The following is a 26,306-nucleotide window of genomic DNA, read 5'->3' as shown; positions in this document are numbered from 1 at the left end:
CATGTTTAGGAAGGCCGCTCTCGAAGCGAATCGATCACGGGCGTTGGGCGAGGTCATTATCGCCCGACCTCCTTCAGCGAAGATTCTCACCGCATTCTCAGCCTCGGTCGGAGCCGCTCTACTTGCCATCTTTACGATGGGAAGTTATACGCAGCACGCCTCCGTGGTCGGACGCCTAATTCCGCAAGGTGGCATTGCCAAGGTCTCTTCTCCATCCCCTGGCACCATAAAAAAGAAGCATGTCGCGGATGGTCAGCCAGTAAAGGCCGGGGACACGCTCTACGTCATTTCGGGCGAACGACGGGATGGTAGTGGAAATGCAACATTGGCGACCGTCATTGAGCACATTTCGGTACGGCGACATCAGCTTCTGCAGGAGCTTTCCGCCCTGGAGCACTCGCAGCTCATTGAATTGAGACAATGGAGGCAGCGCCTCGCCAGCCAACTCCAGGAGATCGCGAAATATGACGACCTGATCTCCGCACAACGAAAGCTCGTCATACTAGCGCGCGACAACGCGAACCGATATCGTCGGCTTGCGGCGATGAGAGCAGTATCGACGGAACAGGCGGATATCGCGCAAGCCGATTTTCATGAAAAGCAGAGCAGGCTGTATACCCTCGAACGAGATCGCCTCATCGTTAGCCGGGCGAAGACAGACTCCGAGGAGACCTTAGCCTCGATGCTGCATAAACACCAACAGGAACGTTCGCAGATCAGCAGAACTCTAGCGGAAGTATCGCAGGAGCTGGCGGAAAATGAAGCGGTGCGCGAGTTCACCGTTGTCGCACCAATCGATGGCACCGCCACATCCGTCATCGCGCATGTTGGGCAGCGTATAACTGACAACAAGCCTCTGATGTCCATCATCCCGCATGACCAACCCTTGGAAGCGCATCTATATGTGCAAAGCCACGCAGTAGGCCACCTGAAGACTGGAGCTCCAGTCCGGTTGCGCTATCACGCTTTTCCCTACCAGAGCTATGGCATGCCACTCGGGCATATTGTGTCCGTCTCCGGAGTATCTTCGCCACACGAAGAGATTTCGGATATTAGCTCGTACCACCAAAGCATCGAAGGGCCGCTCTATCTTGTGAAGGTTCGTCTGCAGCGCCAAGCGGTTGCAGACGTTCGCGGGGAGGCACATCCACTGCGCGCCGGGATGCTGCTAGATGCGAATGTCGCTCGGGAGACGCGACGTCTGTATGAATGGGCGTTCGTTCCGCTATATCGACTCAGGGATAAGCTGTGACACGCCAGACAAGCAACGCAACGCCCGTATTGTTCTCTTTCCGTGGACACCGCAGCATAACGACAGTCCTTCAGGTAGAAGCCGCGGAGTGTGGTCTGGCCTGTCTGTCTATGATCGCGGGATACTATGGACATCGCGTCGGACTGTCGGAGCTGCGTAGACGGAACGCGATCTCTCAAAAAGGCGGCAATTTCGCTGGACTCGTACAGATTGCCAATCAGCTGCGGCTCGCCAGTCGCGCAGTGCGGCTGGAACTCGACTCCCTTGGAAGCCTAAAAACACCGTGTATTCTGCATTGGGAGTTCAATCACTTTGTAGTGCTGGAACGTGTTAAGTCTGGCGTGGCATATATTCATGATCCTGCCCACGGCTTCCGAAAAGTCTCAATGGCAGAGGTATCGCGAAAATTTACCGGTGTAGCGCTTGAAACCTGGCCAGCCGAAGGGTTCGAAAAGATCAACGAGACGACCGTCATCCGACTGTCCCGCCTGATCGGCTCTCTCAAAGGCCTGCGAGGCACGTTCTTGCAACTGCTGGCCTTGTCGGCATCTCTCGAGATCTTTGTGCTGGCCGCGCCGTTTTATGTTCAATGGACGGTTGATCACGCCATCCCCTCGGCGGACTTCGATTTGATGGCGCTATTGGCGGTCGGCTTTGTGGTGCTGGTGATATGTCAGCACGCAACGGCCCTAGTACGGTCATGGCTCTTGATGCATCTGGGCGCAGCTTGGAATGTCCGTTGGCGAGCCAATATCTTTTCACACCTGATTCACTTGCCTCTGGAATTTTTCATCAAACGTCATCTAGGGGATTTGCTGTCGAAGTTTGGCGCCGCTGATGAAATACAGCGCACTGTGACCACTTCGTTCTTGGAAGGCACAATCGATGGCTTGATGACTTTCTTGACTCTGGCGCTTCTGTTCCTGTATAGCCCGACACTTGCCTGCATCGCATTCCTGGCCGCCGTAATCTATGCAGTTATCCGCGCGTCGTGGTTTGGCCCCTTGCGCGCCGCTGTACAAACGCATTTGATTCACGCGGCTAAGCAGCAAAGCCATTTCTTGGAAACACTGCGCGGCATACGAGCAATCAAATTATTCTCACGTGAGGCCGATCGCCGTGCGGCCTGGCTCTCCTTATTGGCGGATCAAATAAACGCCGACGTTCGTGTACAGCGGCTGTCCCTGGTTTATAAGCATTCGAACGGCCTCTTGTCGGGCCTAGAAAATATCCTTGTCGTATGGTTGGGCGCGCATTTCGTAATCGACGGCACCTTGACGGTAGGTGCGCTGATGGCATTCATCGCATACAAAACGCTCTTCCAGAATCGGATGAGCGCTCTCATAGACAAGATTGCGGAGTATCGGATGCTGTCCGTGCAAGCAGACCGGCTGTCGGACATTGCGCTGGCGCAGGCGGAGGAGCCCGAAGATAGCCCGTTGAGTTGCGATTCAGTTGCGACCGACGTCGACGCCGTCGAGGTCGAGGTGTCGCATCTGAGCTTTCGTTATGGCGACTTTGAACCGCTCGTGTTGGACGATGTCAGCTTCACGATTTATCCGGGGGAATCCGTGGCGATAACAGGGGCCTCTGGTAGCGGCAAGTCGACGTTGGCGCACATGCTACTGGGCATTCTCGCCCCTACGAGTGGTTCGATTGTCCTGCGCACTTCGGCAATCCTACACAGGGATGTTAGAGCTCTGCGTCGAGCGTTCGGCACTGTCATGCAGGATGACATGCTGCTGGCTGGATCGCTGTTCGAGAACATCAGTTTCTTCGATGCTGGGGCTGATCCGGCGTGGGTGACAGCCTGCGCGAAGATGGCGTGTATCCATGATGACATCGAAGCAATGCCTATGCGTTACGACACTCTGGTCGGCGATATGGGAAGCGTGCTGTCCGGAGGACAGAAGCAGCGCATCCTGCTGGCACGGGCACTCTATAAAAAGCCCGCATGCCTACTGCTTGACGAGGCGACCAGCCACTTGGATATCGCCTGCGAGCGACAGGTAAACGCCGCCGTGCGGGCTCTGCGAATGACTCGGATCATCATTGCGCATAGACCTGAAACTATAGCTAGTGCAGATCGTGTGCTATACCTTGAGCGCGGCAGAATCGTGACCGAGCGTTAGAGCAGGTGTCGCGCATCGGCATATAGGCGCCTGAGCTGTGTGGTGAAACGAGCCCAACAACGAGAGGACAAGACTCCAAGCGTCTATTTGTTTGCAGCGACGCTTCGCGGAGTCTGCTATTCGAGGTCTGGTTAGGGTTCATCGTGGCAAGATGCAATGAACGCATGGATCCGGACGGACGATGGAACGGTCAACAAGGGAGACCTAGTCCCCGATCACGACCTTTACTTCGCATTGCAGGATATTCAGCCTACGGCCATCTCCAGCAAGCTCGAGAAGCAAGCCAGGATGCCTACGACTTTGCCGGCACGCCAAACCCGCCACAACGCACAAACATTACGACCGGCGGCGCGTGCGCAGTGCGGACGCCACGGAGTAAGGTGGAAAATTCGGAATTCCGTTGGAAATTTCGTATCGCGAAAAGAAAAAGGCGCCTCGGTTTCCCGTAAGCGCCTGATTCGTAATAAGTTTTTTGGGGTGGCTGATGGGACTCGAACCCACGACAACCGGAATCACAATCCGGGACTCTACCAACTGAGCTACAGCCACCGCAGCAAAGAAGCGAGATTCTAGCATGCTTTATAGGGGCCTTTTCAAGTCCCGGGCATCGGGCGCGGTGGCCGGCCGGCGACCGTCTTCAGGCCCCCGGTGCGCCTTCCGAATGCCGGAGCGGGCCGGAGCCGGCCGTGTCGTTTGTGTCCATACCGCCACAGTTGCGGGCCGGGGCTTGGTATCCTCCTGAGCTAGCCGGTTCGCAGGGGGCCGGCGCACCGCTTTTGCGACTCGCTGGGCAAACGAATACCAACAACCATGCGCGAACTGCATCAGATCCTGGAAACCTACTGGCCGCATATCGTTTTCACCGTCAGCCTGGTGGCCGGCGCGGGCGCCGCAGTCCATGCCGCCATGACCAAGAACGATGTGCGCGCCGCCATTGGCTGGGTAGGTATCACCCTTTTTTCCCCCCTGCTGGGCGCCGCGGCCTACTTCGTGGCCGGGGTCAACCGTATCCGCATCACGCGCGTATCGCAGCAGCGCGACGATGCCATGGTCGCCTATGCGCGCGAATCCTCGGCGCCCGACCCGGACGTGGTGCCGCTGTCCGCCCCGCAGTTCGCCTCGCTGAAAACACTGGCGGACAAGGTCAGCCATTTCCAGCTGCTGGGCGGCAATTCGGTACAACTGCTGGATGGCGGCGACGAAGCGTATCCGGCAATGATCCAGGCAATCCGCCAGGCGCGCTACACGATCGCGCTGCAAAGCTATATCTTCGACAACGACCCGATCGGCCGTGAAATGGCCCAGGCCCTGATCGAGGCCCAGGCGCGCGGCGTCCAGGTGCGAGTCCTGATCGATGCGATCGGTTCGCACTATTCCCGCCCGCCCATCATCCGGATGCTGAAGAAAGGCGGCGTGCCGACGGCGCGCTTCATGACCAACCCGCTGGGCGTGCTGCGCATGCCCTACGCCAACCTGCGCAGCCACCGCAAGATCCTGGTGGTGGACGGCCGGATCGGGTTCTCCGGGGGCATGAACATCCGCGCGGCCTTCGTCAGCGCGCTGGCTCGGGACGACACCAACCGGGATACGCACTTCCGCTACGAAGGCCCCGTCGTCACGCAGTTGCTGTCGGTGTTCGCGCATGACTGGGACTTCACCACGGGCGAGTCCCTGGCCGGCAGCCTTTGGTTCAATCACGCGGCAGGCACGGTGAACGGTATCCCGGCAGGGGCTGCCGGCGCGCCAGGCAGCGCGGCGGTGCGCTGCGTACCCTCGGGTCCCGACCGCTCGTTGGGCAGCACCCACAATATGCTGCTGGGCGCGCTCGCCGTGGCCCAGCAGCATGTGCGTATCCAGTCCCCCTACTTCCTGCCCGACCAGACCCTGATCGGCGCCCTCGCGACGGCAGCGCGGCGCGGCGTGCGGGTGGACATCGTGATCCCGGGAAAGAACAATCTGCGGCTGGTCGACTACGCGATGACGGCGCAGCTGGACCAGGTCATCCGCTGGGGCTGCAAAGTGTGGCGCACGACCGGCATGTTCGACCACTCCAAGCTGATGACCGTGGACGATGCGTGGTCCTATACGGGGTCGTCCAACCTCGACCCGCGCAGCCTGCGGCTGAACTTCGAGCTGGATACCGAAATCTACGATCGCGCCACGGCCCGCGCCATCGGGTCGCGCATCGACGCCACCATCGCCGCCGCTATCCCGCAAACGCTGGAAACGCTGCACGCGGCGCCTTTCCTCAAGCGCCTGCGCAACAAGGTGATCTGGCTGGCCACACCTTATCTGTAGGCATGCGCGGCAAGGGACGAAGCGCCTACGGCCGCAGCCCCCGCGTGAGCGGAACGCCACCGATCCGGCGCTGGCTTACTGCTTGGGCAGCCAGGGCGCGAACGGCCCGATGTCCTGATCCGGGAGCACATACCATACCTTGCGCACGGCATCCCATTTCGCGCCGAGCGCCTTGGCGATGTCCTTGTCCGCATAGGGAACGGATAGATCGCGGCGCGCCCGGGATACCGCCTCGCGCCGCGGCTCCTGCCGGAGGACGGCGTCCGCATACGCTTCCGTCTGCGTCAAGCGCATCCGCGCGATGAACGGGCTGCGACGATCTTCCCCGGCCGGCGCGATCAAGGTCAGGCGAGATCGCGCACGCGTAGCGGCCACATAGAAAAGGTTTTCCTCATCGCGCGGATCGTGGATCGCGCTGGGAAACTCCCCGGCGGCCAGGAACGGAATCAACACATGGTCGTATTCCTTGCCCTTGGAATGCGCGGCGTATTCGATCAACACCAGATTCCTGCTTCGCCGCGAAGAGACGAACTCATCGGCGGCACCCAGCCAGTCGTGGAAATCCCGCAGGCTCATGGCCGAACGCTGCGCCATGGCGACGAAACCGTCGATGGAATACGTGATGATCGCCGCCTCATGCGGATCGATATAAACACGGTGAGCAAGCGCCTCCACGTCCAGGAGCTTGCACACCGCCCGGAGCGTCTCGTATGCCGGCGTCTCCGGCGGGGCCGAGCGCACCGACTGTACGGCGGCGGTGATGCGAGCGCTGACCGCCTGGTTCCCTACCCGGGTGATCTGCCCGACAAAGAAGTCCCGCAGCATCTCGGGATGACGCGCTATGGTTTGTTTCGCCTCGTCTATTTCCTTCGGTTCCAGCGGCACCTCGCCGAACACCGCCAGCGCCTCGACGATGGCGCCGCGAACCGACGCGGAACGCACCGCCTCGAGGTTATCCAATGCGATGGCGAGCATGCCGCGAAGGAACAGGATTTCCTCGCGCAGCAGATAACTTGTCATACTGCCGGTCCGGTAGCCGATATTGGCCTGCATCAACGCGTTCTCGATCTCCACGGACTGGTGCCTTTCCCGCAGCAGGATCGCGCAACCATCCAGCGGCTTTTTCCTGGACTGCCACGCCTGTACGGCTTGCACTACCCGATTCGCGCATTCACTCGCCTGCGCATCGGGATAGGTCAGCAACTCGATATCGGTACGCGAGGAAAGCGCGGAGTCGACGGGTTTATTCTTCAGCTCGCGCATCGCATAGGCCAGGTGCGGGCCATGGCGGTAGGTCAGCGTCAACGGGTAGCGCGAGGCGTATGCGAAGCGCTGCATCAGAAATTGCGCGTCGGCGCCGACCTGGGTGTGAATGACCTGGTCCCGGTCGCCGGCGCCCACGAAATAGACGTCGGCCCGCCGATACAGCGCTTCCAGGACACTGAAGGAAGCTTCATTCAGGTCGTGCAGCTCATCCGCCGTTATCAGGGCGACGTCCGGCAGGCGCTCCGCGGATTCCGGTTCTTCGCGCAGCAGCTTCGCCAGGTCATAGGTGGCGTCGAACGGACCGCGAAAGCTCACCTCAGCAAATAAACCCCGCCGCAGCTTTTCGTATTCCAGCGACCATAGATAAGTCGTCAGCGTTACACCCAGATCCTCGGCAACGAACTCCAGGCCAGGCGCATCGTCGACGCTTTCGAATGCCATCCTGGCCTTCAGCCGCAGCAATGCATCGAGAAACTGGCTTACCGCTACGTTATGCGTCCGGATATCGAGCGAGGCCTCCAGGTCTTGGTAGGCCAGGCTGACGTTCTCCAGCGCCTCGAGCGCCGTCTCTCGCAGTTGCCGGCTCGAAGGGCGCTTCGGCGGTACGGCATCCTCGATCCCTTTCAACACGTCGTGCGCCAGGTCCTCCATGGTCGTCACCCATATACGAGAGGCGATGCCGGATGCAATGCCGACCTCGATCAACCGTGCACGCATCACGTCCCGCGCCTCGGGCGTGAACGTAAGCGCCAGGATGCGCTCCGGCGCAAGCCCGCGCGCGAGGGCTTCGCCTATGCGAAGCGCCAAGGTGGTGGTCTTGGCCGCCCCCGCATTGGCTTCGATAAGGGTGACTCGATGACGCGACAACTGGATATCGCACTGCTCGCGCGTGGGTACGAAACGTTGGGGAACGAACAATGGAGTTGCAGGCTGGCTCATCGCGATATCGTCAATCTTCGACTGGCCGGGATGCGGGGCTGCGGGCGCCCTGTCATCGATGACCATGGATCTTGCGGGAGCCTATTGAATCGCAGTCCGTCTGCAAAGGACAAGCGATTTCCCGGTATGCGCCATGCGAGGCAGGCGGTCCTGGCCTGGAAAGCAGGCCCGCGGACGATCCGCTGGCGTCAGCCCTTCAGCCAGCCGGCGGCTTCCACCATGGCGCGGGCGACTTCGCCGATGCGCTGCTGGCTCTTCATGGCATGGTCGCGCAGCATGCGGTAGGCCTCTTCCTCCGAGACGCCGCGCAGCGACATCAGCAGGCCCTTGGCCTTGTCGACCCACTGCCGCTCGGCCAGGCGCTGGCGCGCCTCGGTCAGCTCTTCGCGACGCGCGCGATCGACGGCGTAGCGCTCGATGGCGACGTCGAGCAGGCTGCGGATGCGGGACGCGGGCACCTCGCCGACGACATACGCGGCCACCCCGGCTTGCAAGGCGGCGCGCATGGCCTGGCGGTCGTTGCTTTCGGTGAACATGACAACCGGGCGGTCGCCGTGCGCGCTGGCCACGCAGACCCCTTCCAGCGTGTCGCGCGACGGCGCGTCGGCATCGATCAGCACCACATCCGGCGCGTGACGGGCAATCAGGGAGGACAGATCCGCGGCCGGCAGGACCTCCGCGACGATGCGAACGCCCCCTTGTTCCAGGGTGCTCCGCAGCTCCGCCACGCGTCCTTCGCCGTCCTTGATCAACATCACCCTGAGCATGTGCCCTCCGCACGCCACCACCTTGTGCAATGCAAGATGCATGCCATTTCGGACCGCGGCCCTGCCCCGCAATAGCCGTGGTCCGGTCCACGCGGCAGGCGCGTGCACCATACCCGGACCGCGCGCACCGTAATGGCGCACACCGCCGCCGCACTGCACCATCAGGCCGCACGCGCGGCGATGCCAATTGGGGCAGCGCTGGGAGCAAAACGCGTCGATCGCCGTCGATGATTCCGCCAAGCCATTGATAATTAAGTAAATCTTTCCACCAACCGGGCGGCATGGATTTTGGCATAGGTATTGCTTCTGAAGAATCACGGACGGCCAACGGGGGCCGTCATACGCCGCCAAGCGGCGACCGGGACAACGACGTTCCGCACGCACAGGGATAGCCCTGCGCGCGCGGAACGTTTTTTTTTTGGCCGGCCGCGAGCAAGGCCTCTTTCTGGGACGATCGAATGAAGCTCAAGACTTTTCCGCAGCATCCGACCCTCGCCGCCGCGCCGGCCGATTTCCAGCGGCGCCGCGTCATGAGATGGGCGACCCGGACGCTGGCCGGCGCCAGCATCCTTGGCGTGGTCGATCCGCGCGTGCGTGCCGGCGCCTGGGCAGCGGGCACCGACACCCCGGAAAAGACCGAGGTCAAGATCGGCTTTATTCCGCTGACCGATTGTTCGTCCGTGGTCATGGCCTCGGTGCTGGGCCTGGACAAGAAGCATGGCGTGAAATTCGTGCTGTCCAAGGAAGCGTCGTGGGCCGGCGTGCGGGACAAGCTTATCAACGGTGAACTCGATCTGGCTCATGTCCTTTACGGACTGGTCTATGGGGTGCATTTGGGGATAGGCGGGCCGAAGAAGGACATGGCCGTGCTGATGGGACTGAACCAGAACGGCCAGGCCATCTCGCTGTCGCAGCAGTTGAAGGATGCCGGCGTCACCGATGGCGCCGCGCTGGCGCGCCTGATGGCCGAGAAGAAGCGCGAATTCACCTTCGCGCAGACGTTCCCCACCGGCACGCATGCGATGTGGCTGTACTACTGGCTGGCGGCCAACGGCATCCATCCCATGCGCGACGCCAAGGTCATCACCGTACCGCCGCCCCAGATGGTCGCCAATATGCGCATCGGCAATATGGACGGCTTCTGCGTGGGCGAGCCCTGGAATGCCCGCGCCATCCTGGACAAGGTGGGATTCACGGCGGTCACGACGCAGCAGATCTGGGCCGACCATCCCGAGAAAGTCCTCGGCGGCACGGCGGAGTTCGCCACCCGTTATCCCAATACCGCCCGCGCCGCGACGGCCGCCGTGCTGGAGGCCAGCAAGTGGATCGATGCGTCGCCGGAAAACCGCCGCAAGACGGCCGAAACCGTGGCGGCCAAGTCGTACATCAACACCGACATGGCCGTGATCGTCGACCGCATGCTGGGCCGCTACGAGAACGGACTGGGCAAGACCTGGAACGACGAGCACCCCATGCGCTTCTACGGCGATGGCGCGGTCAATTTCCCCTATCTGAGCGACGGCATGTGGTTCCTTACCCAGCACAAGCGCTGGGGCCTGCTGAAGGAACATCCGGACTACCTGGCGGTCGCCACGCAGATCAACCGCATCGATATCTACAAGCAGGCCGCCGCCATCGTCGGTGCCCCGCTGCCGCCGAAAGAGATGCGCGCGTCCACGCTGATCGACGGCGTGGTGTGGGACGGCAGCAACCCGGCGGCGTATGCCGACGGATTCAAGATCAAGGCCTGAGGACTTCGCCATGGACCGCTCCCTTCCCCTATCCGGCGCACGCCCGTCCTGGCCGTGGCGCGAATATCTCGAGGGCATGCTGCGCGCCGTCGTCGGCCCGGCCGCCGGCTTCGCCGTCTTTGTGCTGGTGTGGCAGGTCATTGCCCTGCTGGTGCCGGCCATCCCCACGCCCGCCAGGACCTGGGACGCGGCGGTCGTGCTGTTCGCCCATCCCTTCTATGACAACGGCCCGAACGACCAGGGCATAGGCTGGAACGTGCTGGCCTCGCTGGCGCGCGTGGCGGCGGGTTTCGGGCTGGCGGCGCTGATCGGCATTCCGCTGGGCTTTGCCATCGGCCGCTTCAAGGCCTTGAACGCAATGGTGTCGCCCATCGTCAGCCTGCTGCGCCCGGTTTCCCCGCTGGCCTGGCTTCCGCTGGGGCTGCTGCTGTTCAAGGCGGCCAATCCGGCCGCGATCTGGACCATCCTGATCTGTTCGATATGGCCGATGATCCTGAACACCGCGGCGGGCGTGCAGCGTGTGCCACAGGACTACCTGAATGTGGCCCGTGTGCTGGACCTGTCCGAATGGAAGGTCATGACGCGCGTGCTGCTGCCGGCCGCGCTGCCGCACGTACTGACCGGCGTACGGCTGTCCATCGGCACCGCCTGGCTGGTCATCGTCGCGGCCGAGATGCTGACCGGCGGCACCGGCATCGGCTTCTGGCTGTGGGACGAGTGGAACAACCTCAAGGTCGAACACATCGTGATCGCGATATTCGTGATCGGCATCGTCGGGCTGACACTCGATGTGCTGCTGATGCAACTGGCCAAACGCTACACCTACGAGGAGTAAGGCGATGGAAAAATTCGTACGCATCGAAAGCGTGGGCCAGGTCTTCGGCACGCGCAAGGGGCCGTTCGTCGCCCTGCGCGATATCGATCTGACCGTCGCCCAAGGCGAATTCATCACCCTCATCGGCCATTCCGGCTGCGGCAAGTCCACGCTGCTGAACCTGGTGGCGGGACTGACCCGGCCCACCTCCGGCGTGCTGCTGTGCGCGGAGAAGGAAATCACCGGGCCCGGCCCGGAACGCGCCGTCGTGTTCCAGAATCATTCCCTGCTGCCCTGGCTGAGCTGCTTCCAGAATGTGCACCTGGCCGTCGAACGGGTCTTCGGGAAGCAGGAAAGCAAGGCCCGCCTGGCGGAACGCGCGCATGCCGCGCTGGAGCTCGTGGGGCTGGGCCACGCGCAGGCCAAGCTGCCACGCGAGATCTCCGGCGGCATGAAGCAGCGCGTCGGCATCGCCCGCGCCCTGGCGATCGAGCCCAAGGTGCTGTTGATGGACGAACCTTTCGGCGCCCTGGACGCCTTGACGCGCGCGCATCTGCAGGACGAATTGCTGAAGATCGTCGCCAAGACGCGCACCACGACGATGATGGTGACCCACGACGTCGACGAAGCCGTGTTGCTGTCCGACCGCGTCGTCATGCTGACCAACGGCCCGGCGGCCACCATCGGCCAGATCCAGGAAGTCCCCCTGCCGCGCCCGCGCGACCGCGTCGCGCTGGCGGAAGACCCCCGCTACCTGGCCTGCCGCGCCGCGGTGGTGGATTTCCTGCATCGCCGCTACGGGAACCCGGCCCAATCCGGCTCGCGCGCCGAGACCGCCGCGCCGGCGCCCGCCGCCGCGGCCCCCTTCGTCCATTCCGCGCAGCTCGAACCGGCACGGGCGCGAAACGCCGCCTGACACGCCGGCACGTGGGCTTCCCGGAGACAAGACATGGAAAAGCAGAAGCTGGTCGTGGTAGGCAATGGAATGGCGGGAACGCGCACGCTGGAAGAGCTTCTGGCGCTCGACCCCGGCCTGTACGACATCACGGTATTCGGCGCGGAGCCCCATCCCAACTACAACCGCATCATGTTGTCTCCGGTGCTGACGGGCGAGCAAAGCCTGCGGGATATCGTCCTGAACGATGAGCAATGGTATGCCGATCATGGCATCCGGCTGCTGCTGAACCGCCCCGTGACGAAGATCGATCGCGCGCGCCGGCAGGTCCATGCGGCGGATGGCACCGTCACGCCGTACGACAAGCTGCTGCTGGCCACCGGCTCCACGCCATTCGTCCTGCCCGTGCCCGGCAACGATCTGCGCGGCGTGCTCACGTTCCGGGACATCCAGGACGTCAACCGCATGATCGAGGCGGCGGCCACGCACCGGCGCGCCGTCGTCATCGGCGGCGGCCTGTTGGGCCTGGAAGCCGCCAACGGCCTGGCCACCCGGGGCATGGACGTATCGGTCGTCCACCTGGGCACGAGCCTGCTGGACCGCCAGCTGGATGCCCAGGCGGCCGGCCTGCTGCAAAACAGCCTGCAGGCGCGCGGATTGAAGTTCCTGATGGCCCGCCAGACCGCCGCCATCCTGGGCGACGACGAGGGCCACGTGCGCGCATTGCGATTCGCCGACGGCGAGGAAATCGCCGCCGACCTGGTCATCATGGCGGTCGGCATCCGGCCGCATACGGCGCTGGCCGAGCGCGCCAGCCTGTACGTCAATCGCGGCATCGTCGTCAGCGACACCATGCAGACCTACGACCCATTGATCTATGCGGTGGGCGAATGCGTCAGCCATCGCGGTATCGCCTATGGCCTGGTCGCGCCGCTGTTCGAGCAGGCCAAGGTCGCGGCCAACCACCTCGCCCTGCGCGGCACCGGCCGCTACGCCGGCAGCATCACCTCGACCAAGCTGAAAGTCACCGGCATCGATGTGTTCTCCGCCGGCGATTTCATCGGCGGAGACGGCACGCAGGCGATCACGCTGACCGATACCGTGGACGGCATCTACAAGAAACTGGTCATCAAGGGCGACAAACTGGTGGGAGCCTGCCTGTACGGCGACACCGCCGACGGCGCCTGGTATTTCCGGCTGATCCGCGAGGGCACGGCACTGGCCGGCCTGCGCGACCGCCTGATGCTGGGCGAATCGGCCGCCACGGGGGAATCTTGAACGCACACGACCACCGCCCGGCCGGCTCATCGGACCGTGGCGCGATCCCCGCAGTGGAGTCCTGACGATGGATGCACCGTATTTCCTGGAAAACGCCGCCGATGCGGCGAATCCGACCGCCTCGCGCACCGTGTCCTCGGTTTGCTGCTACTGCGGGACGGGCTGCGGCGTGCGCGTGCAGGCCCAAGGCAACCGCGTGATCGCCATCGCCGGCGATGACAGTCACCCGTCCAACCTTGGACGCCTCTGCAGCAAAGGCCTGCGGCTGGCCGATACCGTCCGCGCCGACGCCGCGCGGGTGCTGCGGGCGCAATGGCGCCCGGGGCGCGGCGAAGCGCGTACCGACATCGCGCTGGACCGGGCGCTGGACATCGCGGCGGACAGGCTGGCCGACATCATCGGCCGCCATGGCCCGGATGCCGTGGGCTTCTACTTGTCCGGCCAATTGCTGACCGAAGACTACAGCGTCTTCAACAAACTGGCGCGCGCGCTGGTGGGCACCAACAACGTCGATACCAATTCGCGGCTGTGCATGTCCAGCGCCGTCGCGGGCTACAAGCAGACGCTGGGCGCCGACGCGCCGCCGGCATGCTACGACGACCTGGAACTGGCGGATACGGTGTTCATCGCCGGGGCCAATGTGGCGTACGCCCATCCGGTGCTGTTCCGCCGGCTGGAAGCCGCGCGCCAGGCGCGCCCGCATATGCGCGTCATCGTGGTGGATCCGCGCCGCACGGACACCGCGGCCGCCGCGGACCTGCACCTGCCCATCCTGCCCGGCACGGACGTCGCGCTATTCCACGCCATGCTGCACGTCATGGTGGCGGAGTCGTCCATCGACAGGGCCTACATCGAACGCCACACCGAGGGGTTCGAGCCCCTGGAACGCCGGATCCGCGAATTCACGCCGGAGGCCGCGCAGGCGATCTGCGGCGTGCCGGCCGCGGATATCGTCCAGGCGGCGCGCTGGTTCGCCCAGGTACCCGCGACCCTGTCGCTGTACACCATGGGCCTGAACCAGTCCAGTAGCGGCACCGCCAAGAACGCGGCGCTGATCCACCTACACCTGGCCACCGGCAAGATCGGCAAGCCGGGCAGCGGACCGTTTTCGCTGACGGGCCAGCCCAATGCCATGGGCGGCCGCGAAGCGGGCGGCATGGCGACGCTGCTGCCCGGCCATCGCGATCCCGGCAGCGCGGCCGATCGGGCCGAAGTCGCGGCGCTGTGGGAAGTGGACGGCATCCCCGCCACGCCCGGGCTGCCCGCGCTGGAGATGTTCGACGCGGTGCTGGACGGCCGTATCAAGGCCCTGTGGATCGTGGCGACCAATCCGGCCCAATCCCTGCCCGACCAGGCGCGCGTGCGGGCCGCGCTGGAGAAGGCCGAACTGGTCATCGTGCAGGACGCCTATGCCGGCACCGAAACGCTGGCCTACGCCGACCTGGTGCTGCCCGCCGCCACATGGCCGGAAAAAGAAGGCACCGTGACGAATTCCGAAAGACGCATCAGCCGCGTGCGCGCGGCGATCGCGCCGCCCGGCGACGCCCGGCCCGACTGGCGCCTGGCCGCCGGCGTGGCCACCCGCCTGGCGCGGCGCATCGCGCCCGCCAGGGCCGCGCGGTTCGACTATGCCGACGAAAGCGAGGTCTTCGCCGAACACGCGCGCACGACGGCCGGCCGCGACCTGGACTACAGCGCGCTCAGCTACGCCATCCTGGAACGGGACGGCCCCCAGCAATGGCCGTATCGCCGCGACGCGCAAGGCGGCGTCCGGCGCCTGTACGCCGATGGCCGCTTCGCCACGCCCGGCGGCCGCGCACGTTTCGCCGACATCGGCTACACCCCCGTTGCCGAACCGGTTTGCGCGGACTACCCGCTGCGGCTGACCACCGGCCGCCTGCGCGACCACTGGCACACCATGGCGCGTACCGCGCTGTCGGCGGCGCTGACACGGCACGTCGAGCAACCCTGGATGTCGCTGCACCCGCGCGACATGGCGGCCGCCGGGCTGGCCGACGGCGCGCTGGCCAAAGTCAGGTCGCGGCGCGGCCAGTTGTATATCGCCGTGCGCGCGGACGACAGCCTGCGCGCCGGCCAGGCTTTCCTGCCCATGCATTGGGGCAGCGCCTTCATCGCCGGGGACGGCGTGAACGCGTTGACCAATCCCGCCCGCGATCCGCTATCGCGCCAGCCCGAACTGAAGCACTGCGCGATCGCGGTGGAACACGCCGCGCTGCCGTGGCAGGCGGCAGGCTGGATCCGCGGCGATGCCGCGCTGTTGCGGCAACGCCTGGCTCCGTGGCTGCGCCGCTTTCCTTATGCGGCGGTGCTGCCGACGGCGCTGGGCGCGGACGGCGCGCGGATCGCCCTGGCGGCGGCGCAGGCGCCGGACATCGACACGCTGGAGGCCTTGTGCGCGGAACTGGACCTGGCGCGGCCGCAGGCGGCCTATGACGATCCGCATCGCGGCATCGTGCGGCGCATCGCCCTGGCCGGCACATCGCCGGCGGCCTTCCTGCTGGCCGGAGACACGCGCGTCGTGGACACCCTGGAGGCCTGGGCGGACGGCGGCCCGCCGCCCGCCAGCCTGGCACAACTGCTGATGGGCCGCACCCGCCCCGTCGCCCGTGACCGCACCATCTGCGTATGCCACGGCGTCACCGACCGCGCCATCCAGGCCGGAATCGCCGCCGGCCTGGACCTGGACGGCCTGCGGCACACCCTGCGCTGCGGAACCGGCTGCGGATCCTGCGGTCCGGAAGTCGCGCGCATGGTGGCGCGCGCGCATAGTCACGAAGGAGCCTAGGATGAGACCCACCCCCGAAACGGCGCGCGCCACGACGGATTCCCCGGCAGGCGCGCCCACGCGGCGCGGCAAAGTGTGGCTGGTCGGCGCCGGGCCGGGCGATCCCGACCTGCTCACCGTGAAGGCCGCGCGCATTCTGCGGCAGGCCGATGTCTGGCTCGTCGACGACCTTGTCGGCGCGGACATCCATGCCCTGGCGGCGCCGGGCACGCGCATCGTCAAGGTCGGCAAGCGCGGCGGCTGCCGCTCCACGCCACAGGATTTCATCCTGCGCCTGATGGCACGCTACGCCCGCCAGGGCCGCAGCGTGGCACGCGTAAAAGGCGGGGACCCCTTCATTTTCGGGCGCGGCGGCGAAGAACTGCAGTGGCTGGCGGCCCGCGGCATCGACGCCGAAGCCGTGGCCGGCATCACCGCGGGCCTGGCGGCGGGCGCCGCGCTGGGGCTGCCGCTGACGCATCGCGGGCTGAGTCGCGGCGTGGCGCTGGTCACCGCGCACACCATGGACGATACCCGGCCCGACTGGCGCGTACTGGCCGCCAGCGGCCTGACGCTGGTGTGCTACATGGGCATGCGCGACGCGGGCACGCTGGCGCGCGAGCTGCAGGAAGCGGGTTTTGCCGCGGATACGCCGGTCGCCGTGGCGCATCGCGTATCGTGCCCGGAGCAGCGCCATATCGTGACCCGCCTGGATCGCATGGCCGCGGATATCGTTCAGGCGGGCCTGTCCAGCCCCGCCGTCATCGTGATCGGACCGGCGGTATCGTTGATCGACGCGGCCGCCCAACCCGCCGCCTTCGCCATGGTGGCCTGAGGTTTTCAACGGCCCGATAACGCAAAAGCCGCGAAAAACCCCTTTTTTTAGGGCTCTGTGAAGGCGCAACCGTTGTTGTAGCGCCTCTACAGGGCTTTTTCGCGTGCAATACACGCCAAATAATGTACATAACTGCGCGGCTTAAGTATTATCGCGTTCAGCCGTCGCCAGGCGTACGGCTTGAGCCTTCTGCTATTTCAACCTAACCATTCTTTCGACCATGGCCACTAAAGCTAAAGCTCCTGCAAAGAAAGCCTCCACGACTGCTGCCAAGAAAGCCCCGGCCAAAAAAGCCGTTGCCAAGAAGGCCGCTGTAACCAAGACCGCGCCGGCCAAGAAAGCCGCCGCGCCCGTAACCGCGTTGAAGAGCGCACTGAACAAAAGCCAACTGGTCGCCCACGTGGTCGAACAGAGCGGCGTGGAAGCCAAGTCGGTCAAGGCCGTCCTGGCAAGCCTGGAAGGTGCCGTGCTGGCGTCCGTGAACAAGAAGGGCTCCGGCGAATTCACGCTGCCCGGCCTGTTCAAGGTCTCCGTGCAAAAAGTCCCCGCCAAGCCCAAGCGTTTCGGCAAGGATCCGTTCTCCGGTGAAGAGCGCTGGTTCCCCGCCAAGCCCGCTTCGGTCAAGGTGAAGGTCCGTCCGCTGAAGAAACTGAAGGACGCCGCGCAGTAATGCGCGCAAGTTCTGAAGGCAGCTTCAGAAGCCTGCTTTAAAAGCATGCATTAAAGGCAGCGTGCTTTCGAAGCGAGCGTCACGTTGGAAAACCCGCCGCAAGGCGGGTTTTTCTTTGGCGGCGTTTTGCCACCAAATAAGCCCACCGTCTAAGCAAATAACCTGCGGTCAATAGCCGGGACACGCGGCCTTCTTCCACGCTACGATTGCGGTTTCCGGTCCGTTTCCAGGGCTGCCGCACCCGCTTCCGGCGTGCGTTTCGAGGCGCATAGACATGTACGTGTATGACCCCATAGACCAGCAACTGGTCGAAGAACGCGTGGCCCAGTTCCGCGACCAGACGCAACGTTTCCTGGCCGGCGACTTGTCCGAAGACGACTTCCGCACCCTGCGTTTGCAGAACGGCCTGTATATACAGCGGCACGCTCCCATGCTGCGCGTGGCGATTCCGTATGGCATGCTGACGTCCCGCCAGCTGCGCATGCTGGGACATATCGCGCGCAAGTACGACCGCGGATACGGCCATTTCAGCACGCGCCAGAACATGCAGTTCAATTGGCCCAAGCTGGAAGACGTGCCGGATATCCTGGCCGATCTGGCCACCGTGCAGATGCACGCGATCCAGACCAGCGGCAATTGCATACGCAACACCACCACCGATCACTTCGCCGGCGTGGCGCCGGACGAGGTGACCAATCCCCTGGTGTGGTGCGAAATCATCCGCCAATGGTCGATGCTGCATCCGGAATTCGCCTTCCTGCCCCGCAAGTTCAAGATCGCGGTCAGCGGCGCCCACGAGGACCGCGCCGCGGTCGGCGTGCACGACATCGGCCTGCAGGCACTGGAACAGGACGGCCACGTCGGCTTTCGCGTCTGGGTCGGCGGCGGCATGGGCCGTACGCCCATCGTCGGCAAGCTGATCCGCCCGTTCGTCGCATGGGAAGACCTGCTGACCTACCTGCAGGCCATCCTGCGCGTGTACAACCTGCACGGGCGCCGCGACAACAAGTACAAGGCCCGCATCAAGATCCTGGTGAAGGACCTGACGCCCGAGGTGTTCACCGAGCAGGTCGAACAGGAATGGGCCTACCTGAAGGACGGCCCGAACAAGCTCAAGCAGGCCGAGCTGGACAAAATCGCCAGCCGCTTCACGTGGCCGGCGTACGACGCGGCCGCCGGGCAGGAACACGATCCCACCGATACGCTGGCGGCGGCGGACCCCGCCTTCGGCCGCTGGCTGCGCAAGAATGTCCGCCCGCACCGGGTGGCCGGCTATGCCTCGGTCACGCTGTCCCTCAAGCCGACCGGCACCCCACCCGGCGATGTGACCGCCGACCAGATGGACGCCATCGCCGCGCTGGCCGACGACTATTCATTCGGCGAAATGCGTGTCTCGCATGAGCAGAACCTGATCCTGGCGGACGTGCGCCGCAGCCGCCTCTACGAACTATGGACCGCGCTCAAGCCGCTGAACCTCGCCACGCCCAATATCGGCCTGCTGACCAACATCATCGCCTGTCCGGGCGGCGATTTCTGCGCGCTGGCCAATGCCGTCTCCATACCCGTGGCCGACGCCATCCAGCGACGCTTCGATAACCTGGACTACCTGTACGAGATCGGCGAACTCGACCTGAACATCTCCGGCTGTATCAATGCCTGTGGGCACCACCACGTCGGCCATATCGGCATCCTGGGCGTCGACAAGGCCGGCGAGGAGTGGTACCAGGTCACGATAGGCGGCCGGCAGAACGGCGCCGGCGACAACCTGAACGATGTCGACCCGCTGCGGGCGGGCGGCGCGGCGATCGGTCGCATCATCGGTCCGTCTTTCGCCCGCGACGAGATTCCCGATGTCGTCGAAACCCTGATCCGCACCTACCTGCGCCTGCGCGACAGCGACGAAGAACGCTTTGTCGATGTGGTCGCCCGCGTCGGGATCGACCCCTTCAAGCACGATGTCTATGGCGATACCGATCGCCAGAAGACCGGAGAGCCCGTTCATGCCTGACCAGACTTTCCCCCACACCCTGATCCGTTACGGCCGCCTGCAGGCCGATACGTCGCGCCACTATGAACCCGCGGACGCGGACGACGCGGCCGCCGGCCCGCCCGACGAGCCGGACTGGATCGTCCCCTTGTCCACCTGGCTGAAGGCGCGCGACATATTGCGCGCGCGGCGCCATCCCGTCGCCATTCTGCTGGGACCGGACGCGGAACCTGCGGATTTACTGGAGAACGGCGCGCGCGAAATCGACCCCCGCGGCATTGCCTATATCGCCGTGAATTTCCCCATGTACACGGACGGACGCGGTTATTCCATCGCGCAGATCCTGCGCACGCATCACGGCTGGCAGGGCGAGCTGCGCGCGGTGGGAGACGTCCTGATCGATACGATCCACTACCAGGCCCGATGCGGATTCGACAGCTTCGCGGTCAAGGCCGGGCACGACCCCGTGAAGGCGCTGCACGCGCTCAAGACGTTCAGCCACCACTATCAACACGGGTATGCGCGTCCGCCCGAGCCGCAACTCGCCGACGCATAAGCGCCATCGCACCAGCGTCCGCACGCAGGTACGACGCAAACAAACGGCCCGTCCAGAACGGGCCGTTTGCCATTGAAAGGGAGGACGGGCACTCCGCCCCCCTACGCGCGCCGGCTCTCTATTTCGGAAAGTTCAGGTCTATCCATTTGCGCGCCCAGGCGCCGGTCTGTTCGCGGGCATCGTCCGGCGTGGGGTAGCTGCCCACAGGCGGGAAGGCATAGCGCCCCGCCGCGGCATCACCGGCCTGTTTCTGGCTGCCGCGCGTGCCCTCCGGCGCGCGCTGGCCGGAATCTCCGTCCGGCCGTTTGTCGGCCTTCAGGTTGGGCGAACCCGCGCCGCGCGCCTCCTCGCCCTTGCCCCCATGCTGGCCGCCGCGCGCTTCGTGGATGACGAAGGCTGCCTCATACTGGCCCGCCGCATCCGGGACGATGGTCATCTCGATATCGAAATCGCGGTAATCCGCCATGGCGTACTCCTCTTTTATCGGGGGCTGACCTGGCCGCCACGCGGCACGCCGGCCGACGTCGCGCGGCCCATCGACTCAGGTTCGCGCTCGGGTGGGCGCAAGGGATCGAAATCCACCCAGCGTCCGTCCTGCCAGCGGCCCTGCGCGCGCTCCACATCCACGCCGCCGGCGTCCCGCAGCACCCTGCACGCCAGTTCTTCTCGGCTCTGGTCGGTATGCAATGCCAGCAGCACGCCGGCATGCCGGGCCTCGGGGTGCTCTGCGGGCGCGCCACGGTTGCGCGACACCCCCGGCTTGCGGCGACCGGTTACCCACAGCGCGCCCATCAATGATCCGATATACGCGCCTACCGCCGCGACGGCCAGCACGCCCAGCGGCGCCAAACCCAGGGCGCCCCCGATCAGCCCGCCAGCGACGGCGCCGACCAGGGCCAGTCCCGCGCCACCCAGCAGCGCGCCATATTGCGCGCCCCCGGCGTCCGGGTCGGCCTGGCGGTCCCCGCCTATGGGATATGTGGCGTGCGCGCCCGCCATATTGACGTAGAAAACATGCACGTCGTCTTCGGCGAATCCCTGGGCGAACAAAGCTCTCGCGGCGCCCTGGGCCTGCTCGAAGGTGGTGAACCGTGCGGCAACGATAAGTGCCATGACAGCCTCCCTGGATAGCCTTTGGTTTGTAGCCATGCCGCATCGGCGTATCGATGGGCACTTGTCCAGGTCCGCAAGCGTCATGCCATGGACGGATGAGCACCGCCGGCGCGCGCACCGTAGAGCAGGATGTCGCGCCTTTCGGCGATTGCGAGCAAATTCCGCATGGCTACGCGCGAGCCGGCGGAAGAAAGCCCATCCATATAGCGCTCGGGAAAGCGGGACCTATGCTTTCGTTGGTGTGTTGGGCTGGCATGGGTCGCGAACGGCCCCCGGAGCTAACGGTAGCGAGTTCCGGACGCTCGGCCAGGGCGTCAATACTTAATTCCGCTGTGCGGCCCTGGATTCGACGATGGCTTTCCATTCTCGATACTCAGCCGCGATCAAGTCCAGGAGCAATCCCGGGCCGTTAGGTGACTGGGGAAGGATGTATCCACGCGCTCCGACGGCCTGTTGGACCTCTTTGTCCGTCAGGGCGCAATTGAGTGCCTCGTTCAGTTGCAGTGCGATATCCGACGGTGTCCCGGCCGGTGCCATAAGACCGTACCAGTTGTCGAGAAAAAACCCGGCAAAGCCGCTCTCTTCCATGGTCGGCGTATCCGGTAGGCAAGCAATGCGCTTTCGGCCGGCCACCGCGATGGGGCGGAGGCTGCCCGCCTCGATATGCGGTTGTGACGAAGGAAAACTTTCGAACTTGGCGTCGACACGGCCGGCCAGCAAGTCGTCGAGCGCCGGGCCGGCACCTCGATATGGAATATTCAGTACATCGCTCTGAGTCGCAAGCTTGAAGAGCTCGCACAACAAATGGCTGCTGGAGCCCGGCCCGGCGGACGCGAAGGTAAGATTCCCGGGGGCCCGGCGTGCCAGCGACACGAACTCGTCGACGGTCCTTGCCGCCACATCGGGGTGCGCCACCAGGACATTCGAAGCAGTGGCGATCAAGCCGATAGGTACGAAATCCCGCATCATATCGACGTCCAGTACCCGATATAGCAGCTGATTCATGGTATTTCCCCGGTAGCACACGTAGAGCGTATAGCCGTTGGGAGCCGCGTGAGCAGCGGACGCGGCACCTCTATTCCCCGCGGCGCCCGGCCGGTTCTGGATAATGACGCGTTGCCCCAATACCCTTCTCATGGACCGGGAAATCAACGAAGCCAGGAAATGGACCGGTCCTCCACGTGGGAAGCCGACAACGAAGGTTATCGGGTGGCGTGGATAATTGACAGGCACCGCCTGGTCGATTGTCCCAGGCACGTTCGCCGCCGCCTGGCAAGTCGGGAACGATGTTCGTATGGACATTGCATTCGTCTCCATCCACGGTTCAATGCATCCGGCACTACCGGGTCGCTACGACGCCGACGAGCTAGTGCAAACTGATTTCACGGGCCTTCGTGGTCCAGTACCAGCGCTCAGCCTCCGCGGCCAGCAGATCCCGAAATACCTCGGGCGTATTCAACCGCGGCGGCAATGCGTAACCTGCACGCATGTAGGCGTTCTTCACGCGCGCATCATCCAGGACGGTATTCAGCGAGCCATTCAACCTCGTGAGTATCTCCTGGGGGGTTCCGGTGGGCGCCAATAATCCATACCACGATTCCACGTAAAGTCCCGGACCGCCCGCCTCTTCCAAGGTAGGAATCTCCGGCGCGATGCCCGATCGCTCCTTCGATAAAATTCCAAGGGCACGCAGGTCGCCGCGCCGTATGTGTTCGAGCGAGGAAGGCAGGCTGTCGAACTTGCTGTCGACCTGCCCGGCCATGATGTCTATCAGGGCCGGCCCAGCGCCCCGATAGGGAACATGCAGCATTTCTGTGCGCGTCTCCCTTTGGAACAGCTCGCACAAGAGATGGCTTGTCGAACCCACGCCGCCCGAAGCGCAGCTGAGCCTGCCCGGATCGGCTTTGGCCTGCGCGATGAACTGCGAGGCGCGGGTCGCCGATGAAGACTTGCCCACTACCAGCACATTGGGAACGGTTGCGAGCATGCCAACAGGAGCGAAATCCCGATCCAGTTTGTAGTCCGTGCTTCCGTTCAGGACTTCATTAAGTACGTTGGCGCGGGTCGCCAGATATACCGTATATCCGTCAGGTGTTGCGCGGGCTACGGAAGCAGCGGCTACATTACCCGCCGCGCCGGGTCGGTTTTCGACCACTATCTTCTGACGAAGGTCCTCGCCCATGCGTTGGGCGACGATGCGTGCCAAACCATCGGTGGGCCCGCCAGGCGGAAACCCGACCACTATCGTCACCGGTCTTTGAGGATACATTGACTCCGCTGCCAGGGCACCGGGACATATGGGGATCGCCGTACTCAGGAACAGAGCCGCGAATTCCGGCTTCCGGAAAAGTATCACAGTCACCACCTATCGAATTGAACAGCGACAGCCTGCGCGCTGTCCGCCGGGCGATAGGTACAGTCATACGGCGGCGAGTTCCCCGGACTCCCGATCCTGCGATCAAAGCATCACAGCCCCTGACTGGCGGGAGGCACCCCCAACAACCCCAACACCCGGGGCAGGATCGGCAGATTATTCCGCGGGTTCCACACCACGGAGTACTCCGCATGTGCCTTGACGCCTTCGATGGGGCGGAATACGACGCCCGGCAGTGCGGCGCGCGCGAAGGCGCGCGGGACCAGGGAGACGCCGCGACCCATCGCGACGAGACTGACTACCGACACCAGGTGCATCGCATAGTGGCGGATGTTGGGACTGAAGCCGGCCTGCATACAGGCCGTTATGACCAGATCGTGAAACGTAGGCGCGCTCTGGCGCGGTATGAGAATGAACGGGTCGCCGATCAGGCGTCCCAGCGGCACGCGCCGCCGCGAGGCCAGGGGATGGGACTGCGGCATGGCGACGACCAGGGGGTCGCTGGCGACCCGATGAAAACCCATGCCCGCCGGTCCATTGGAAATTTGCCCGAATCCCAGGTCGATGCGATCCTGCCTTAGCGCTTCCAGTTGGTCGGACGAGCCCATTTCCTCCCAGACGCTATCGATGCCGGAGGCCTCGCGATCGATGCGCCGGAAAACCGCTTCCACGCCCATGAACAGTACCGCGGCGACGAAACCGATGCGCACCCTGCCGGTATCGCCGAGCGCGCTGCGCTGCACGGCCCGCATGGACAGCTCGCTCTGCGCCAACAGGCGCCTGGCTTCTTCCATCAACGTCAGCCCGGCCGGCGTCAGGCGCACGCTGCGCTTGTTGCGGTCGAACAGCGACACGCCCAGCCGGGCCTCCAGCTGCTGGATGCTCTTGGTGAGCGGCGGCTGGGAGATATGCAACCGTTGCGCCGCCCTGCCGTAATGCAGTTCTTCGGCGACCGCAAGAAAGTAGCGTAGGGACTTGGGATCCATCGATATGCCTTTGCGACGCGGATGTATGCTGACACCCTGCGCGGGTGAGGCAGCCGCGCTGCGCCACGGTTCCCCGCGAAGTCTGTAATTCTATTTTGGAATTAAAGCTTTCCAAAAAATATATTGGACTGGAGCCAATCCGCCGCCCAGAATTCCAGCCGACACCGCGTGGACGCGCGACGGACAGCATAACGAAGGAGACCCAGATGGCACGCATACAACCGCTGCAACCCGGCCAGATGAACGCCGAACAACAGCGCATTCATGACCTGATCGCGAGCGGCCCGCGTGGCCGCGTCCGCGGCCCCCTGGCCGTGTGGCTGCATCGGCCCGGACTGGCGGAACCCGCTCAGGCGCTGGGACGGTACTGCCGCTATGAAACCAGCCTGTCCCCGCGCCTTTCCGAATGGGCGATCCTGATCCTGGCCAGGCACTGGCGCTCGGAGTTCGAGTGGTGGGCGCACAAGCAGCTGGCGCTGAAGGCAGGCCTGGCCGAAGCCATGATAGACGCGCTGCGCGACGGCAAGCCCATCCCCTACGTCAACGATGACGAGATCCTGGTGCACGAGTTCCTGACGACGCTGCATGCGCAGCGCCGCATCCCGGACGCGCTCTACGAGAAAGCCACCATGGTCCTGGGCGAAGCGGGCATCATCGACCTGGTCGGCATCGCGGGCTATTACTCGCTGGTGTCGATGACGCTGAATGTCTTCGAGGTCATGCCGCCTGACGGCGAGCCGCGCGAGATGGGCTCGATCCCCCCGTCGGCAATCGAATAAAAACGCCCGGAAACGCTGGAGACACACAATGAGCGGAAGACTGCAAGACAAGGTAGCCATCGTGGTCGGCGCGGGATGCGTCGGGCCGGGCTGGGGCAATGGACGGGCCGTCGCGGTCCGCTTCGCCCAGGAAGGCGCGCGCATTTTCGCGGTCGACAAGGACGCCGACGCAATGACGGAAACCCTGGAGCGCATCCGCGCCGCGGGAGGCGACGTCACGCCCTGGACCTGCGACGTCACGCGCGACGACGAGGTCGCCGCCATGGTGCAAGCCTGCCGCGAGCAGTACGGCCGGGTGGATATCCTGGTCAACAATGTGGGCGGTTCGGCCAAGGGCGGGCCGGTGACGCTGTCAGAGGAAGTCTGGGACGCCCAGATCGCCTTCAACCTGAAGAGCGTGTTCCTGACCTGCAAGCACGTGCTGCCGCTGATGGAAGCGCAGGGCGGCGGGGCCATCGTCAACACCGCTTCGACCTCCGGCATCCGCTGGACCGGCTCGGCCCAGGTCGGCTATGCCTCGGCCAAGGCCGGCGTGATCCAGTTTTCGCGCGTCGTGGCGGTGGAGTACGCCAAGAAGAACATCCGCGTGAACACCGTCATCCCGGGCCAGATGCATACCCCGATGGTCGAGGCGCGCCTGGCGAAGCAGCGCGCGGGCGGCGATGTGGAGACCCTGTTGCAGCAGCGCCAGTCGCGCATCCCGCTAAGCTTCATGGGCGACGGGCGCGATACCGCGAACGCGGCGCTTTTCCTGGCATCGGACGAGGCACGCTTCATCACCGGCGCGGAAATCGTGGTCGACGGCGGCATGAGCGTGCGCTGCGACTGA

At 64.4% G+C, this 26,306-nt stretch carries 20 protein-coding genes, 1 tRNA gene and 1 pseudogene; 14 read left to right on the top strand and 8 right to left on the bottom strand.

Annotation, left to right across the window (positions count from 1 at the left end):
* The first annotated feature begins 1 nt into the window (after position 1).
* Positions 2–1,252, top strand: a complete 1,251-nt coding sequence (locus tag CAL28_RS07830; RefSeq protein ID WP_094840885.1) for an HlyD family secretion protein — start codon at positions 2–4, stop codon at positions 1,250–1,252.
* Positions 1,249–3,384 carry a peptidase domain-containing ABC transporter gene (locus CAL28_RS07825; RefSeq protein ID WP_217906549.1) on the top strand — a complete coding sequence of 712 codons (2,136 nt, stop codon included), beginning with the start codon at positions 1,249–1,251 and terminating at the stop codon, positions 3,382–3,384. The genes CAL28_RS07830 and CAL28_RS07825 overlap by 4 nt, the downstream gene beginning before the upstream one ends.
* A 473-nt stretch (positions 3,385–3,857) precedes the next feature.
* Here the strand turns inward: CAL28_RS07825 and CAL28_RS07820 are convergent.
* Positions 3,858–3,933: transfer RNA gene (locus CAL28_RS07820), tRNA-His, on the bottom strand.
* A 261-nt stretch (positions 3,934–4,194) separates the two neighbouring features.
* Here CAL28_RS07820 and CAL28_RS07815 point away from each other — a divergent pair.
* Positions 4,195–5,682 (top strand): phospholipase D-like domain-containing protein, encoded by a 1,488-nt coding sequence (locus CAL28_RS07815; protein ID WP_094840884.1) that lies wholly within the window; start codon positions 4,195–4,197, stop codon positions 5,680–5,682.
* A gap of 75 nt (positions 5,683–5,757) precedes the next feature.
* Here the strand turns inward: CAL28_RS07815 and CAL28_RS07810 are convergent, their stop codons facing one another.
* Both CAL28_RS07810 and CAL28_RS07805 read right to left on the bottom strand, forming a co-directional pair.
* On the bottom strand, positions 5,758–7,887 hold the full coding sequence (locus CAL28_RS07810; RefSeq protein WP_094844472.1) for a DUF5710 domain-containing protein: 2,130 nt from the start codon (positions 7,885–7,887) through the stop codon (positions 5,758–5,760).
* A 188-nt stretch (positions 7,888–8,075) separates the two neighbouring features.
* Positions 8,076–8,696: an ANTAR domain-containing response regulator gene (locus CAL28_RS07805; RefSeq protein ID WP_254926047.1), complete on the bottom strand. Its 621-nt coding sequence runs from the start codon at positions 8,694–8,696 to the stop codon at positions 8,076–8,078.
* A 416-nt stretch (positions 8,697–9,112) separates the two neighbouring features.
* Between CAL28_RS07805 and CAL28_RS07800 the strand changes: the two genes are divergently transcribed.
* From CAL28_RS07800 to CAL28_RS07760, 9 genes and pseudogenes are all read left to right on the top strand, one after another.
* Positions 9,113–10,405, top strand: coding sequence for a CmpA/NrtA family ABC transporter substrate-binding protein (locus tag CAL28_RS07800; RefSeq protein ID WP_094840882.1), 1,293 nt, complete (start codon positions 9,113–9,115; stop codon positions 10,403–10,405).
* Positions 10,406–10,415: 10 nt separating this feature from the next.
* The gene (gene ntrB, locus CAL28_RS07795; protein ID WP_440588370.1) at positions 10,416–11,240 is read left to right on the top strand and encodes a nitrate ABC transporter permease; all 825 of its coding nucleotides are present in this window, start codon (positions 10,416–10,418) and stop codon (positions 11,238–11,240) included.
* Positions 11,241–11,244: 4 nt separating this feature from the next.
* Entirely contained in the window at positions 11,245–12,135 is an 891-nt protein-coding gene (locus tag CAL28_RS07790; RefSeq protein ID WP_094840880.1) for an ABC transporter ATP-binding protein, read from the top strand.
* A 33-nt stretch (positions 12,136–12,168) separates the two neighbouring features.
* A pseudogene (locus tag CAL28_RS07785) lies at positions 12,169–13,389 on the top strand (NAD(P)/FAD-dependent oxidoreductase); the annotation flags it as partial.
* Between the two features lie 64 nt (positions 13,390–13,453).
* Positions 13,454–16,198: a nitrate reductase gene (locus tag CAL28_RS07780; protein ID WP_440588428.1), complete on the top strand. Its 2,745-nt coding sequence runs from the start codon at positions 13,454–13,456 to the stop codon at positions 16,196–16,198.
* A gap of 1 nt (position 16,199) precedes the next feature.
* Positions 16,200–17,012 carry a uroporphyrinogen-III C-methyltransferase gene (gene cobA, locus CAL28_RS07775; protein ID WP_094840877.1) on the top strand — a complete coding sequence of 271 codons (813 nt, stop codon included), beginning with the start codon at positions 16,200–16,202 and terminating at the stop codon, positions 17,010–17,012.
* A 220-nt stretch (positions 17,013–17,232) separates the two neighbouring features.
* Positions 17,233–17,682: an HU family DNA-binding protein gene (locus CAL28_RS07770; protein WP_094840876.1), complete on the top strand. Its 450-nt coding sequence runs from the start codon at positions 17,233–17,235 to the stop codon at positions 17,680–17,682.
* 274 nt (positions 17,683–17,956) lie between these two features.
* Positions 17,957–19,690: a nitrite/sulfite reductase gene (locus CAL28_RS07765; RefSeq protein ID WP_094840875.1), complete on the top strand. Its 1,734-nt coding sequence runs from the start codon at positions 17,957–17,959 to the stop codon at positions 19,688–19,690.
* A complete protein-coding gene (locus CAL28_RS07760; protein WP_094840874.1) occupies positions 19,683–20,225 on the top strand; it encodes a DUF934 domain-containing protein in 543 nt (180 codons plus the stop codon). The genes CAL28_RS07765 and CAL28_RS07760 overlap by 8 nt, the downstream gene beginning before the upstream one ends.
* A gap of 118 nt (positions 20,226–20,343) precedes the next feature.
* Here the strand turns inward: CAL28_RS07760 and CAL28_RS07755 are convergent, their stop codons facing one another.
* The 5 genes from CAL28_RS07755 to CAL28_RS07735 form a co-directional block, all read right to left on the bottom strand.
* Entirely contained in the window at positions 20,344–20,691 is a 348-nt protein-coding gene (locus CAL28_RS07755) for a hypothetical protein (RefSeq protein ID WP_094840873.1), read from the bottom strand.
* Between the two features lie 14 nt (positions 20,692–20,705).
* Positions 20,706–21,338: a hypothetical protein gene (locus CAL28_RS07750; RefSeq protein WP_094840872.1), complete on the bottom strand. Its 633-nt coding sequence runs from the start codon at positions 21,336–21,338 to the stop codon at positions 20,706–20,708.
* Positions 21,339–21,659: 321 nt separating this feature from the next.
* Entirely contained in the window at positions 21,660–22,475 is an 816-nt protein-coding gene (locus CAL28_RS07745) for a tripartite tricarboxylate transporter substrate-binding protein (RefSeq protein WP_440588427.1), read from the bottom strand.
* 229 nt (positions 22,476–22,704) lie between these two features.
* Positions 22,705–23,544 carry a Bug family tripartite tricarboxylate transporter substrate binding protein gene (locus tag CAL28_RS07740; RefSeq protein WP_176463921.1) on the bottom strand — a complete coding sequence of 280 codons (840 nt, stop codon included), beginning with the start codon at positions 23,542–23,544 and terminating at the stop codon, positions 22,705–22,707.
* A gap of 260 nt (positions 23,545–23,804) precedes the next feature.
* A complete protein-coding gene (locus CAL28_RS07735) occupies positions 23,805–24,698 on the bottom strand; it encodes a LysR substrate-binding domain-containing protein (RefSeq protein WP_094840869.1) in 894 nt (297 codons plus the stop codon).
* Positions 24,699–24,904: 206 nt separating this feature from the next.
* Between CAL28_RS07735 and CAL28_RS07730 the strand changes: the two genes are divergently transcribed.
* Together CAL28_RS07730 and CAL28_RS07725 are read left to right on the top strand one after the other, a co-directional pair.
* Entirely contained in the window at positions 24,905–25,477 is a 573-nt protein-coding gene (locus CAL28_RS07730) for a carboxymuconolactone decarboxylase family protein (protein ID WP_094840868.1), read from the top strand.
* Positions 25,478–25,505: 28 nt separating this feature from the next.
* Positions 25,506–26,306, top strand: a complete 801-nt coding sequence (locus tag CAL28_RS07725) for an SDR family NAD(P)-dependent oxidoreductase (RefSeq protein WP_094840867.1) — start codon at positions 25,506–25,508, stop codon at positions 26,304–26,306.

It is taken from the genome of Bordetella genomosp. 11, assembly GCF_002261215.1.
Classification (GTDB): Bacteria; Pseudomonadota; Gammaproteobacteria; order Burkholderiales; family Burkholderiaceae_B; genus Bordetella_C.
The sequence above is the reverse complement of the archived record's forward strand: the minus strand, read 5'-3'. Positions and strand labels throughout refer to the sequence as shown.